A 13,809-nucleotide genomic window follows, 5' to 3' on the forward strand; every position below is an offset into this window, starting at 1 on the left:
CAACGTTTCGGCATCGTTGCGCGGAGATGTGTTGCGCCCTCGACCCAAGATCGTCCCCATGCACCCCGACGGGTGTCTGCATTCGGACGACGTGTCCCCCTAAAGGCCCCTCACGGGGACGCCACACATGCGGTATGTGTCGTATGAGCCGATATTGGCCGGTAATGGTTGGGTGATCACGAGGAGGGACACCATGCGGGGAATGACGCACGCCCGCTGGGCCGCCGGCGCGCTGGCGCTGATGCTCGCCGCCACCGGCTGCGGGGGCGGGGGCGTGGGCGCGAGCAGCGGCCGTGCGGTGCTCAGCTCCTCCTGGGGCGACCCGCAGAACCCGCTGGAGCCGGCCAACACCAACGAGGTGCAGGGCGGCAAGGTCCTCGACATGATCTTCCGGGGTCTGAAGCAGTACGACCCGAGGACCGGCAAGGCCAAGAACATGCTCGCCCAGTCCATCGTCACCACGGACTCGCAGAACTACACCGTCAGGCTGAAGAGCGGCTGGACCTTCTCCGACGGCCAGAGAGTGACCGCCCGGTCCTTCGTGGACGCCTGGAACTACGGGGCGAGCCTGCGGAACAACCAGAAGAACGCCTATTTCTTCGGCTACATCGACGGATACGACAAGGTCCACCCGTCCCACGGCACGCAGAGCGCCGACACCCTGTCGGGGCTGCGGGTGCTGGACGACCAGACCTTCACCGTCCGGCTCAACCAGAAGTTCTCGGGCTTCCCCGACACCCTCGGCTACGCGGCCTTCGCCCCGCTGCCCCACCTCTTCTTCACCGACCACGCGGCCTGGCTGAAGAAGCCCGTCGGCAACGGCCCCTACACGATCGAGTCCTACATGAAGGGCTCACAGATGTCCCTGAAGAAGTGGGACGGCTATCCCGGCCCGGACAAGGCCCAGAACGGCGGAGTCGAGCTCCGGGTGTACACGGACAGCAACACCGCCTACACCGATCTGATGGCCGGCAACCTCGACCTCGTCGACGACGTCCCCGCCGCCCAGCTGAAGAACGTCAGGAGCGACCTCGGCGACCGCTACCTCAACACCCCGGCCGGCATCCTGCAGACCCTCGCCTTCCCCTACTACGACAAGGCGTGGAACAAACCCGGTTCACAGAAGGTCCGCACCGGCCTGTCCATGGCGATCAACCGCAAGCAGATCACCGACACCATCTTCAAGCGGACCCGCACCCCGGCCACCGACTGGACCTCCCCGGTGCTCGGTGCGGCCGGCGGCTACAAGGCGGGCCTGTGCGGCAGGGCCTGCGAGTACCACCCCGACGAGGCCAGGAAGCTGATCCAGGAGGGCGGCGGCATCCCCGGCGGCCAGGTCAAGATCACCTACAACGCGGACACGGGCTCGCACCGCGAGTGGGTGGACGCCGTGTGCAACTCCATCAACAACGCGCTCGGCAACGACAAGGCCTGCGTCGGCAACCCCGTCGGCACCTTCGCCGACTTCCGCGGCAAGATCGGCCAGCACCGGTTGCCCGGCCCGTTCCGGGCGGGCTGGCAGATGGACTACCCGCTCATCCAGAACTTCCTCCAGCCGCTCTACTACACCAACGCCTCCTCCAACGACGGCAAGTGGTCCGACCGGGACTTCGACAGGCTGGTCGACCAGGCCAACCGCGAGACCGACACCGCCAAGTCCGTCGCCACCTTCCAGAAGGCCGAGGAGGTGGTACGGGACAACATGGCCGCCATCCCGCTCTGGTACCAGAACGGCAGCGCCGGCTACTCGCAGCGGCTCTCCCATGTCTTCCTCAATCCCTTCAGCGTTCCCGTCTACAGCCAGATCAAGGTCAGCTGAGCCGCATGGGGCGCTATGTCGTCCGGCGACTGCTCCAGATGATCCCGGTGTTCATCGGCTCGACCCTGCTGATCTTCCTCATGGTGAACGTGATGGGCGACCCCATCGCGGGACTGTGCGGCGAGCGGGCGTGCGACCCGGCGACCGCCGCCCAGCTGAAGCGCGAGTTCGGCCTGGACAAGCCGCTCTGGCAGCAGTACGCGACCTACATGGGGAACGTCTTCACCGGAGATTTCGGTACGGCGTTCAACGGCCAGCCGGTCACCGAGCTGATGGCGACGGCGTTCCCCGTCACCATCCGGCTGACCGTCGTGGCCATCCTGTTCGAGATCGTCATCGGCATCACGCTGGGGGTCGTCACCGGCATGCGCCGAGGTCACCCCGTCGACACGTCCGTCCTGCTGCTCACCCTGGTCGTGATCTCAGTCCCCACCTTCGTCACCGGTCTGCTGCTGCAACTGCTGCTCGGCATCCGCTGGCAGTGGATCAGTCCTTCGGTCCGCAACGGCACCATCGACGAGCTGATCGTGCCCGGCCTGGTGCTGGCCTCGGTGTCGCTCGCCTACGTCACCCGCCTCACCCGCACCTCGATCGCGGAGAACAAGCGGTCCGACTACGTCCGCACGGCGGTCGCCAAGGGCCTGCCCCGGCGCCGGGTGATCGTCCGGCACCTGCTGCGCAACTCCCTGATCCCCGTGGTCACCTTCATCGGCGCCGACATCGGCGCCCTGATGGGCGGCGCCATCGCCACCGAGCGGATCTTCAACATCCACGGCGTCGGCTTCCAGCTCTACCAGGGCATCCTGCGCCAGAACACCCAGACGGTCGTCGGCTTCGTGACCGTCCTCGTGCTGGTCTTCCTCGTCGCCAACCTCCTCGTCGACCTCCTGTACGCCGTACTCGACCCGAGGATCCGCTATGCGTGAACAGCCGTACGAGCCCGAGGGTGCGATCGCCGGCACCGGGATGGGCGGCGCGATGGACCTGGGCGCGAGCGAGGCCGTCACCCTGGAGAAGGTGCCGGGGGGACCGGGGGGAGCCGGCCCGGCGGGCCGACCCCGCTCGCTGTGGTCCGACGCCTGGCGGGACCTGCGCCGCAACCCGGTCTTCGTCGTCTCCGCCCTGGTCATCGTCTTCCTGGTCTTCATCTCCCTGTGGCCCTCGGCGATCGCCTCCGGCAGCCCCCTGAAGTGCGACCTCGCCAAGGCCCAGGACGGCCCCGGACCGGGCGCCCCCTTCGGGTACGACGGACAGGGCTGCAACGTCTACACGCGCACGGTGTACGGCGCCCGCACGTCCGTCACGGTCGGCGTGTGCGCCACGGCCGGGGTCGCCGTCATCGGCGCCGTGCTGGGCGCCCTGGCGGGCTACTTCGGCGGGCTCTGGGACTCGGTGCTGTCACGGATCACCGACATCTTCTTCGCCATCCCGGTCGTCCTCGGCGGGCTGGTGCTGCTGTCGGTGGTGACCAGCAACACGGTCTGGCCGGTCATCGGCTTCATGGTGCTGCTGGGCTGGCCGCAGATCTCGCGCATCGCGCGCGGCTCGGTCATCACCGCCAAGCAGAACGACTACGTCCAGGCCGCCCGCGCCCTCGGCGCCTCGAACTCCCGGATCCTGCTGCGCCACATCGCCCCGAACGCCGTGGCCCCGGTGATCGTGGTCGCGACCATCGCCCTCGGCACCTACATCGCCCTGGAGGCGACGTTGTCGTACCTCGGCGTGGGATTGAAACCGCCCAGCGTCTCCTGGGGCATCGACATCTCCGCCGCCTCCCCCTACATCCGCAACGCCCCCCACGCCCTCCTCTGGCCGTCGGGCGCCCTGGCCGTCACGGTCCTGGCCTTCATCATGCTCGGCGACGCGGTCCGCGACGCTCTCGATCCGAAGTTGAGGTGAGGCCGTGCTGCTCGAGGTGCGGGACCTGCAGGTGGAGTTCCGGGCCCGGGACGGGATCGCCCATGCCGTCAACGGGGTCAGCTTCGGCGTGGACGCGGGGGAGACGCTCGCCGTGCTCGGGGAGTCGGGGTCGGGGAAGTCCGTCACCGCGCAGGCCGTCATGGGCATCCTCGACATGCCACCGGGGAGGATCACCGGCGGGCGGATCCTCTTCCGGGGCCGGGACCTGCTCACGCTGAAGGAAGAGGAGCGGCGCAGGATCCGGGGCGCCGGCATGGCGATGATCTTCCAGGACGCCCTGTCCGCGCTCAACCCCGTGCACTCCGTGGGCGACCAGCTCGGCGAGATGTTCGTCGTGCACCGCGGGATGTCGAAGAAGGACGCGCGGGCCAAGGCCGTCGAGCTGATGGACCGGGTGCGGATCCCGGGCGCCGCCCAGCGGGTGCGGGACTATCCCCACCAGTTCTCCGGCGGCATGCGCCAGCGCATCATGATCGCCATGGCGCTGGCCCTGGAACCGGCGCTCGTCATCGCCGACGAGCCCACCACCGCCCTGGACGTCACCGTGCAGGCCCAGGTCATGGACCTGCTCGCGGAGCTGCAGCGCGAGTACCGCATGGGGCTCATCCTCATCACCCACGACCTGGGGGTCGTCGCGGACGTGGCCGACCGGATCGCCGTGATGTACGCGGGGCGGATCGTCGAGTCCGCCCCCGTCCACGACATCTACAAGGCGCCCGCCCACCCCTACACCCGGGGCCTGCTGGACTCCATCCCCCGCCTGGACCAGAAGGGCCAGGAGCTGTACGCCATCAAGGGCCTCCCGCCGAACCTGACGCACATCCCGCCCGGCTGCTCCTTCCACCCCCGCTGCCCGATGGCCCGGGACGTCTGCCGCACCGACGAACCCCCGCTGTACCAGGTCTGTGAAGAGCGCGGCAGCGCCTGCCACTTCTGGAGGGAGTGCCTGCATGACCTCGACCACTGAGCCGATCCTGGAGGTCAGCGGCCTCGTCAAGCACTACCCGCTCACCCGGGGCATCCTCTTCAAGAAGCAGATCGGCGCGGTGAAGGCCGTCGACGGCGTCGACTTCACGCTCGGCACGGGCGAGACCCTCGGCATCGTCGGCGAGTCGGGCTGCGGCAAGTCGACGGTCGCCAAGCTGCTCTGCAACCTGGAGCGGCCGACGGCCGGCTCCATCCGGTTCAAGGGCGAGGACATCACCCGGCTCACCGGCCGCGCCCTGAAGGCCGTACGCCGCAACATCCAGATGGTCTTCCAGGACCCGTACACCTCCCTCAACCCCCGGATGACGGTGGGCGACATCGTGGGGGAGCCGTACGACATCCACCCCGAGGCCGCGCCGAAGGGCGAGCGGCGCCGCCGGGTCCAGGAGCTGCTGGACGTGGTCGGCCTCAACCCGGAGTACATCAACCGCTATCCCCACCAGTTCTCCGGCGGTCAGCGTCAGCGCATCGGCATCGCCCGGGGTCTGGCCCTGCGCCCGGAGGTGATCGTCGCCGACGAACCGGTCTCCGCCCTGGACGTCTCGGTGCAGGCCCAGGTGATCAACCTGCTGGACCGGCTGCAGGCGGAGTTCGACCTCTCCTACGTCTTCATCGCCCACGACCTGTCCATCGTCCGGCACATCTCCGACCGGGTCGGGGTCATGTACCTCGGCCGGATCGTGGAGATCGGACGGGACACCGAGATCTACGACCACCCCACCCACCCCTACACCCAGGCCCTGCTCTCCGCGGTCCCGGTCCCGGACCCCGAGGTCCGTGAACAGCGCGAGCGCATCATCCTCGTCGGTGACGTGCCGTCCCCGACGGACATCCCCTCCGGCTGCCGCTTCCGCACCCGCTGCTGGAAGGCGCAGGAGCGCTGCGCCCGGGAGGTCCCGGCGCTCGCGGTGCCCGCCTGCTTCCGCGACACCGCCGGTCCCGCGGCCCATGACTCGGCGTGCCACTTCGCGGAGGAGAGGACGGTGGTCCCGAGGGAGCCGGCGCGAGGGAACGGCAACGGGCCGGGGTGACGTGATGCACCCCGGCCCGTCCACGGCACCCGCACGGCCGTACGCTGATCAGCGTCCCGTGTCCGTATATCGGTGCCGCTTCCGCCGAGTTGCCTGCGTGTTAACGCGGTTCGCGGTCAACTCGGCCCGTGGTCGGCGCAGTTCCCGGCTAGCGGGCCGCCGGGGGCAGCGAACGCCGCAGGAAGTCCAGCTGCAACCGCAGCAGGTTCTCCGCGACCGCCTCCTGCGGGGTCATGTGCGTCACCCCGGACAGCGGCAGCACCTCGTGCGGGCGCCCGGCGGCCAGCAGGGCGGAGGACAGCCGCAGGGAGTGGGCGACGACGACGTTGTCGTCCGCCAGCCCGTGGACGATCATCATCGGCCGGTGCGGCTCGGCCGGGTCGACCAGGCCCGCGTCGTCGATCAGCGAGTTGCGGCGGTAGCACTCCGGCTGCTCGTCCGGGTGGCCCAGGTAGCGCTCCTGGTAGTGGGTGTCGTACAGCCGCAGGTCGGTCACGGGCGCGCCGACCACCGCCGCGTGGAAGACGTCCGGGCGGCGCAGCACCGCGAGGGCCGCCAGATAGCCGCCGAACGACCAGCCCCGGATCGCCACCCGGCCCAGGTCCAGCGGGAACTCCCCGGCGAGGGCCTGCAGCGCGTCGACCTGGTCCTGGAGCACGACGGCCGCCAGGTCGTCCCGGACCGCCTTCTCCCAGGCCGGCGAGTGCCCCGGGGTGCCACGGCCGTCGGCCACGACCACCGCGAAGCCCTGGTCGGCGAACCACTGCGAGGTCAGGTGCGGGTTGTGCGCGGCGACCACCCGCTGGCCGTGCGGACCGCCGTAGGGGTCCATGAGGACCGGCAAGGGAGCGTCACCGTGGTAGTCCCGTGGCATAAGCACGGCGCACGGAATTCGTCGTGCGCCCCCCTGGGTGAGGGTCACGCGGGGGGACAGACCGGGATTTTCTGCGTACGACCGGACAGTCGCCAACGGTTTTCCGTCATGCAGCACCTGGACAAGGGCGCCCGGCCTGTCCAGTGCCGCGGACATCAGAACCGTCACCTCCCCGGCACGGACCGCCGCGTGCACCCCGGGCTCCTGCGACACGCGCTCCACGCCGAGTTCGTTCACCCGGTACACATGGACCTCGCCGATCTCCGGCGCCTGGGCCTCCGCACCCGCCGAGGCGGAGACCAGTACGTCGTGAGCGCCCACGTCCAGCACCGCGCGAATGTGCAACTGGCCGTTGGTCAGCGGCCGTTCGCCGACCGTCAGCACCCGTGCGCCCCCCTCGTCCGCGATCCGGACAAGCTGCCCGGACGGGCTCCAGCAGGGCACTCCAGCGAACAGTTCAAGCCAAGTTGGATCTTCGTCCGCGTGCACCATCCGGGTGGCCCCGGTGTCCGGGTCGACAGCAAGGAACAGCTGGCTGCGCTGGTCCCGCGCCTGTACGAGCAGCAGTGGCGCACCCGCCTCTGACCAGTGCACTCGAGCCAGATACGGATAGCGGGACCGGTCCCACGCGACCTCCGTGCTCGTTCCGTCCAGGCCGAGCACGAACAGCCGTACGTCCGCGTTCGGGGTGCCGGCGGCCGGGTAGCCGACAGCGCGTGGCTCACGTCCGGGGTGTGCCGGATCGGCGATCCACCACCGCCGTACCGGCGTGTCGTCCACGCGCGCCACGAGCAGCCGGCGTGCGTCCGGCGCCCACCAGAAGCCCCGCGAACGGCTCATCTCCTCGGCCGCGATGAACTCCGCGAGGCCGTAGGTGACGTGCTCGGACTCCGGCTCGGCGAGAGCGCGGTCGTCCTCGCCCTCGGCGCCCACCACGCGCAGTGCCCCGTTCGCCACGTACGCGATGTGCCGGCCGTCCGGCGCCGGACGCGGGTCGATCACCGGTCCCGGGACCCGCAGTTCACGTGCCGTGCCGGCCCGCAGCTCGGCCGTGAACAGCCGCCCTGACAAGGCGAAAGACGCCAACTCCAGGGTCGCGTCGGTGGCGTAGCCGACGATGCCGGCACCGCCCTCCCGGCTGCGCTCCCGGCGCGCACGCTCCTCGGCGGACAGCTCTTCGCCGGCCCCGCCGAGCAGGGTGCCCGGGTCGGCGGCCAGCCGTTCGCCGCCGTCCGGAAGGTCCAGTACCCAGAGGGAGTTGGCCCGGTCGGTGCCGGAGCCGGAGCGCAGGAACGCCACACGCGAACCGTCGGGCGCCACGGTGAACGCACGCGGCGCGCCGAGCGTGAACCGCTGGGTCCGGGCGTGCCGACGGGGGAAGGAGTCAGGCTCGGTCGTCATACCCCGACCATATTGGCCATGCGCCCCCTTGTGCGGCCGTGCGCCGAGCGATGCGCGAGTACGGATAGTTATGATCACTACCGCTGAGTGGGTATGAACCTGCTGGCATCTGCATGGATTTGCTCTACTGATCTAGATCTGGCGATCTTTGGAGGTGAGCCGCCGTGGCACTCTCGATTTCGGCGGTGGTGCTGCTGGCGATCATCGTCTTCTTGCTGATCAAGAAGTCGGGGCTCAAGGGCGGGCATGCCATCGTCTGCATGCTGCTCGGCTTCTACCTCGCCTCCTCGACCGTCGCCCCGACGATCAGTCAGCTGACGACGAACGTCGCCAGCATGATCGGCAGCATCAAGTTCTGAGCGGGCCGCGTCGGGCGCAGACGGACGCTGGTCAGCGCTCGGACGCGTACGACACGAACCGGGCCCATGACTCCGGCGTGAGCGCGAGGCGGGGGCCGGTGGTGTGCTTGGAGTCGCGGACGTGGATGGTGTGGGGGGCGATGGCGATCTCGACGCACGAGTCGCCATCGGGGCCGTCGCTGTAGCTGCTCTCGAACCACGTCAGCTTCATGTTTCTCCCAGCAGTTGCTCGATGAGGGCCAGTGACTCCCGTGGCGAGAGCGCCTGGGCCCGGATCGTGCCATATCGCAGCTCGAGGATGCGCAGGTGTTTGGGTTCGGAGACGGGCCGGCTGTTGAACGCGCCGTCGGAGCGACCGACGGCGGTGCCGTCCGCGAACTTCATCAGTTCGATCCGACCGTCCAGTCCCGAGTGGGTGTCGCAGTCCATCGGCATCACCTGAAGCACGACGTTGTGCAATCGCCCGACTTGCAGTAGACGTTCGAGCTGCTGCCCGCCACGCCGGCACCCGGACCTCTCCCTCCCGGCGATCGGTCTGGCCTGCCACATCCAGTCGCTGCCCAAGGGCGCCCGGGTGGACATCAAAAGCCTCGCGACCTCCTCGCCGACTTGCACCGCCTCGACTCCCGGCTGTTCCTCTCCGCCCGCGACGCGGCCCACCTGGCCCCCGGTGTCGCCGCCTGGCTGGAGCGCGACGTCGGTCCCGCCGCCGTACGGCGGGCGCTGACCGCCGACCTGCGACCCGAGGCACTGCACCGGCCCGCCGCCCTGCCGGCCCACCGCCTCACCGAGCAGCTGCCTCCCACCTCCGTTCCGCGCACCGTCCGCTCCACCGCCCGTACGGCACCCGTTCCAGACCTGCGACGGCTGCGACCGCCCCTTCCGCGCACCCGAGCCCGGCCGCTGCCGTGGCTGCCGAACCGATCTCTTGGAGGCCACCTAGCATGAAAGCGACGATCCTTGCCCCTGGGCACAGACGACGAGGAGCGAGCGCCATGACCATCGCCTCGGACGACGCACAGCAGGGCGCTTCCCACCTGTACCGGGCCATGCGCGACTTCGTCGAGTCCACGGACGGCACCCTTCCCGGCAAGTTCGAGATCACCAAGGAAGGGATCGTCCTCGACATGATGTCGCCTGTCCGGCCGCACGAGCTCACCGCGCTCCGTGTCCGGAAACGCTTGGAGAAGGTCATGCCCGAGGAGATCGTGGCCCACACAGGCGAGCCCGATGTCGAGGTGCAGCCAGAAGGCATCATGCGCCGCCCCGACATCATGGTGATCGCCGAGGCGGACATGGAGGGAGACGGATCATTCGACCCTCGTACGCTCATCGCCGCTGTCGAAATCGTCTCCCGCTCCAACCCGGACAACGACTGGGTCAGCAAGATGCGCCCATCTACGCGATCTTCGACCCTCGCACCGGCACCGGCACTGTGCTCACCGACATCCACGCCACCCCCGGCGGCCCCCGCTACGCCACCCGCAAGGACTTCGTCTACGGCGAGGACGTCACGATCGCCGACTGGACCATCTCCACGGACGGCCTGCCGCGCTACCAGGACGAGACCGCCTCATAAGCTGGTCCCATGACGGATCTCCCCGCCCGACGCCTTCTCCTGGTGCACGCGCACCCGGACGACGAGTCGATCAACAACGGCGCGACCATGGCCAAGTACGCGGCCGAAGGTGCGCACGTGACCCTGGTCACCTGCACCCTGGGGGAGCGGGGCGAGGTCATCCCGCCCGGGCTGCGGCATCTGGCGGGCCCGGCGCTGGGCGCGCACCGGCGCGGTGAGCTGGCCGCCGCCGCCCGCGAGCTGGGCGTGCAGGACGTCCGGCTGCTCGGCGGCGCGGGCCGCTACGGCGACTCCGGGATGATGGGCATCCCCGACAACGACGACCCCGGCTGCTTCTGGCAGGCCGACGTGGACGAGGCCGCCGGGCTCCTGGCCGAGGTGATCCTGCAGATTCGCCCCCAGGTCCTCGTGACCTACGACGACCAGGGCGGATACGGCCATCCGGACCACATCCAGGCCCACCGTGTCGCCATGCGCGCCGTCGACCTCGCGGCCGAGCGGGGCCACCGCATCGCGAAGGTCTACTGGAACCGGGTCCCGCGCTCCGTCGCCGACGCCGCCTTCGCCCGCCTCCAGGACGAGTTGTCCGTATTGCCGTTCGACAAGAGTGCCGACGTCGACGACGTACCGGGCGTGGTGGACGACGAGCGGATCACCACCACCGTCGACGGCACCGCGCACGCCGCCGCCAAGGCCGCCGCGATGCGCGCCCACGCCACCCAGATCGCCGTGGCCGAGCCGTACTTCGCGCTCTCCAACAACCTGGCCCAGCCGCTGTTCGCCACCGAGTACTACGAGCTGGTCCGCGGCACGGCGCAGCCCGGGGAGAGCGACCTGTTCGCCGGGATCGAGGAGGCGGCATGAGCGACAACGGACAGGGCTCGCTGCTCGCCCAGCCGCTGCGACCCCCCTCCGCCGGACGCGCCGTCGCCTACGTCGGCCTGTTCCTGCTCGGCGCGGTCGTCGCCCTCGCCGGGGCCCTGGTGCAGGCCGCCTGGTTCCCGGGCGGGCTGCTGCTCGCCCTCGCGGGCGCGGCCGGGGCGTTCCTCGGCGGGTCCTACGCCACCGGCGGCCGGGCCGGGGCGGTCGCCCCCGCGGCCGGCTGGATCGTCGCCGTCGTCCTGCTCACCGCCACCCGCCCCGAAGGAGACTTCCTCTTCGGCGCAGGCGGCAGTTCCTATCTCTTCCTGCTCGGCGGCATGGCCCTCGCTGTGATCTGCGCCACCCTTGGCGCCGCGCGGCAACCTCGCGGCGGCTCTGCCCGACTTGCCAAGTGACGTACCACTTCGCCGTGCGACGCGCGTGCGAGTCCGGTGTGGGTTTCCTCAGCGGTCATGGGCTGCGCGCCAGAAGCGGCCAGTATGGTGGTGCGCGCCGCCGAGCCGCCCGAGAGTTCAGGTCGTAACGGGCGGTGGAGCCAACTGGGAGAACCTGCCTTGAGTCGTGAAACTGACACTCCGTCCTCCGGGCCCAACGGGCGCGGCGGAGCCGCATACCCCTCCGGCACGCCGCCGTACGGGACCCCCATGGCTTCCGACGACGGTACGGACGCGGGCCGTTCGGGCGCGCGTCCGGAGGAGAAGAAGACCGAGACCACGCTGACGACCCGGATCCGGATCAACATCCCCGGATCCCGGCCCATCCCGCCGGTCGTCGTGCGCAAGCCCGTCGGGGACACCGAGGGCACCGGGGACGAGGCGCCCGCCGCGGAGACGCGGCCCGCGCCCGACCGGACGCCCACCGGCACCACCGAGCCCCCCGCCGAGCCCGCGGCCCCGGCCGAGGAGAAGACGAGCGACTGGTTCGCGCCCCGCAAGTCCTCCGCCCCCAAGGGCGGTCCGGGCGGCGGCGGCACGAACGGAGCCGGAATCCCGGGCGGTTCCAGCACCGCCACCGGCGCGCCGGGCACCCGTCCGAGTGGTTCGGGAGCATCCGGCACGGCCGGTACCACCGGCGCACGCCCCGGCGGCGGCCGTCCCGGCGGTGTGGTCGGTTCCATGAGCGTGCCGGGCGCCTCCCGCCCCGGCTCCACGAACGGCAAGGGCCTGCCCGGCGCCACCGGCGGCCCCGTCGCCCCCGGCCACGGCGGCGGCACCGGCTCCTTCGACGTCACCGAGGCCCTGACCGCGGGCCCGCTCGGCGGCGGTTCCCGCCCCGGCACGCCCGGCAGCGGCGAACCGCGCCGGGACGACCTGCCGTACTTCGCGGAGAGCGGCGGCACCGAGGGCTTCGGCACCCCGGGCGCGAACGGCGGCGACGGCTACGGTGGTGTCGGAGCCCCCGGCAGCCCGGGAGCCCCCGGTGCGAGCGGTGCGAACGGGCACGGCGCCCCCGGCGGCTTCAGCGGCCCGGGCGGGCCCGGCGGCGCCGGCGGCTTCGACGGTCCGGGCGGCCCCGCAGGCCCCACCAGCGGCCCGGTCACCGGCGACAGCACCCTCGTCCCGCCGGTCGGCGGCCCCGGCGAGCCCTTCGACGGCCCGTCCGGCGCCGGCGGCTTCGGCGGCCCGGGTGCCCAGGCCCCGCGCAGCGCCCTGTCCGACCTCGCCGATCTCGACGGCCCCGCCGGACACGGCGGCCCCGGCGGCGCGCCCACCGGGCTCGGTCCCGGCGGCGGGCTCAGCGACGACACCGCGATCCTCACCCCGCAGAAGCCGGCCCCCGGACCGGGCACGCCCGGCTACCGCTCGCCGGCCGCGGACAACGTCTCCGGACACACCGTCACCAGCGGCATCCCGGTGATCCCCGGCGCGGGCAAGCCGCCGTTCGGCACGCGCCCCGACGGGCCGGGCGCGCCCGCGGCCCCCAAGCCGGAGCCGGCCGCCGCGCCCAAGGCGGCGGCCCGGCCGAAGAAGAAGGGCCGCAGCAAGCTGGTCCTGCTCGGCGTCGGCGTGGTCGTGGTCGCGGGCGGCGCCTACGGCGCCGGACTGCTGATGAACCACACCGACGTGCCCAAGGGCACCACGGTGCTCGGCGTCGACATCGGCGGCGGCACCCGTGACGACGCGGTCAAGAAGCTCGACGACGCCTTCGGCAAGCAGGTGAACAAGCCGCTCAAGCTGGCCGTGGGCGGCAAGACGGTCACCATCACCCCGGAGAACGCCGGCCTGCAGTTCGACTTCCAGGCCACGGTGAGCGAGGCCGCGAAGAGCGACTACAACCCGGTCCACGTCATCGGCTCCCTCTTCGGGCAGAAGCGCGTGGTCGACCCGGCGATGCCGGTGGACGAGGAGAAGCTGCAGGCCGCGCTCCAGCAGACCGGCGGCGGCTCCGGCTCGGTGGTCGAGGGCGGCATCACCTTCGAGTCGGGCAAGGCCGTGGCCGTCTACGGCAAGGCGGGCAAGGCCATCGACGCGGGCGGGTCGACCCAGGCGGTCGAACAGGCCTACCGCACGCTGGTGGAGACGGGCACCGCGACCCCGGTCACCGTCCCGTCGACGACCAAGCAGCCGACGGTGTCGAACGCCGAGGTCGACCGCGAGCTGAAGGAGTTCGCGAAGCCGGCGATGTCCGGCAGCGTGACCGTCTCGGCGGGCCCGGGGCACGCGGTGCTGATGAGCCCGCAGAAGTCGCTGTGGAAGTTCCTCCGGGTGGTGCCCACCGCGGACGGCAAGCTGGTCGACAAGCCCGACCTGGACGCCCTGAAGCAGCTCTACGGCGGCGCCTTCGACGGCGTGCTCATCACCCGCGGCAACGGCAAGAAGACGGCGGTCACCCCGCAGGACGTCTACGTCGCGCTCCGCCAGGCGCTGCTGAGCAAGACCAACCGGGTCGCGGTCATCTCCACGAACCCGAGCTAGCCGGACGCCGGCCGACAGGGGGCGCCCAGCGACACCGGGCGC

11 protein-coding genes and 3 pseudogenes are annotated in these 13,809 nt (G+C 71.0%); 11 read left to right on the forward strand and 3 right to left on the reverse strand.

Going from position 1 to position 13,809, the window contains the following annotated elements; genetic code table 11:
* The first annotated feature begins 193 nt into the window (after positions 1–193).
* Genes ACIHEJ_RS23295 through ACIHEJ_RS23315 form a run of 5 tightly spaced genes read left to right on the forward strand, consistent with a single transcriptional unit; the run spans position 194 to position 5,757 of the window.
* Positions 194–1,819 (forward strand): ABC transporter substrate-binding protein, encoded by a 1,626-nt coding sequence (locus tag ACIHEJ_RS23295; protein ID WP_400138407.1) that lies wholly within the window; start codon positions 194–196, stop codon positions 1,817–1,819.
* 5 nt (positions 1,820–1,824) lie between these two features.
* Positions 1,825–2,745: an ABC transporter permease gene (locus tag ACIHEJ_RS23300; protein ID WP_400138408.1), complete on the forward strand. Its 921-nt coding sequence runs from the start codon at positions 1,825–1,827 to the stop codon at positions 2,743–2,745.
* A complete protein-coding gene (locus tag ACIHEJ_RS23305) occupies positions 2,738–3,718 on the forward strand; it encodes an ABC transporter permease (RefSeq protein ID WP_400138409.1) in 981 nt (326 codons plus the stop codon). Before ACIHEJ_RS23300 ends, ACIHEJ_RS23305 begins: the two co-directional genes overlap by 8 nt.
* Positions 3,719–3,722: 4 nt before the next feature.
* Positions 3,723–4,706: an ABC transporter ATP-binding protein gene (locus tag ACIHEJ_RS23310; RefSeq protein ID WP_400138410.1), complete on the forward strand. Its 984-nt coding sequence runs from the start codon at positions 3,723–3,725 to the stop codon at positions 4,704–4,706.
* Complete coding sequence (locus tag ACIHEJ_RS23315) at positions 4,690–5,757, forward strand: ABC transporter ATP-binding protein (RefSeq protein WP_400138411.1); 1,068 nt, start codon at positions 4,690–4,692, stop codon at positions 5,755–5,757. Before ACIHEJ_RS23310 ends, ACIHEJ_RS23315 begins: the two co-directional genes overlap by 17 nt.
* A gap of 148 nt (positions 5,758–5,905) precedes the next feature.
* On the opposite strand, the gene ACIHEJ_RS23320 is transcribed toward ACIHEJ_RS23315, so the two are convergent.
* On the reverse strand, positions 5,906–8,032 hold the full coding sequence (locus ACIHEJ_RS23320) for a prolyl oligopeptidase family serine peptidase (RefSeq protein WP_400138412.1): 2,127 nt from the start codon (positions 8,030–8,032) through the stop codon (positions 5,906–5,908).
* 164 nt (positions 8,033–8,196) lie between these two features.
* Here ACIHEJ_RS23320 and ACIHEJ_RS23325 point away from each other — a divergent pair, with 164 nt between their 5' ends.
* Positions 8,197–8,391: a hypothetical protein gene (locus tag ACIHEJ_RS23325; protein ID WP_351238397.1), complete on the forward strand. Its 195-nt coding sequence runs from the start codon at positions 8,197–8,199 to the stop codon at positions 8,389–8,391.
* Positions 8,392–8,422: 31 nt separating this feature from the next.
* Here the strand turns inward: ACIHEJ_RS23325 and ACIHEJ_RS23330 are convergent, their stop codons facing one another.
* Entirely contained in the window at positions 8,423–8,602 is a 180-nt protein-coding gene (locus ACIHEJ_RS23330) for a DUF397 domain-containing protein (RefSeq protein ID WP_400138413.1), read from the reverse strand.
* Positions 8,599–8,883: pseudogene (locus tag ACIHEJ_RS23335) on the reverse strand (Scr1 family TA system antitoxin-like transcriptional regulator); the annotation flags it as partial. The gene ACIHEJ_RS23330 and the pseudogene ACIHEJ_RS23335, both read right to left, overlap by 4 nt.
* On the opposite strand from ACIHEJ_RS23335, the pseudogene ACIHEJ_RS23340 reads away from it, so the two are divergent.
* From ACIHEJ_RS23340 to ACIHEJ_RS23360, 5 genes and pseudogenes are all read left to right on the forward strand, one after another.
* A pseudogene (locus ACIHEJ_RS23340) lies at positions 8,884–9,334 on the forward strand (helix-turn-helix domain-containing protein); the annotation flags it as partial.
* Positions 9,335–9,386: 52 nt separating this feature from the next.
* Positions 9,387–9,970: pseudogene (locus ACIHEJ_RS23345) on the forward strand (Uma2 family endonuclease).
* 9 nt (positions 9,971–9,979) lie between these two features.
* Positions 9,980–10,834 (forward strand): N-acetyl-1-D-myo-inositol-2-amino-2-deoxy-alpha-D-glucopyranoside deacetylase, encoded by an 855-nt coding sequence (mshB, locus tag ACIHEJ_RS23350; protein WP_400138414.1) that lies wholly within the window; start codon positions 9,980–9,982, stop codon positions 10,832–10,834.
* Entirely contained in the window at positions 10,831–11,247 is a 417-nt protein-coding gene (locus tag ACIHEJ_RS23355) for a DUF6113 family protein (RefSeq protein WP_400138415.1), read from the forward strand. The genes mshB and ACIHEJ_RS23355 overlap by 4 nt, the downstream gene beginning before the upstream one ends.
* A gap of 159 nt (positions 11,248–11,406) precedes the next feature.
* Complete coding sequence (locus ACIHEJ_RS23360; RefSeq protein ID WP_400138416.1) at positions 11,407–13,767, forward strand: hypothetical protein; 2,361 nt, start codon at positions 11,407–11,409, stop codon at positions 13,765–13,767.
* Positions 13,768–13,809 lie beyond the last annotated feature (42 nt).

The sequence above is a fragment of the Streptomyces sp. NPDC052301 genome, from assembly GCF_044593395.1.
In the GTDB taxonomy this organism is placed as follows: Bacteria; Actinomycetota; Actinomycetes; order Streptomycetales; family Streptomycetaceae; genus Streptomyces.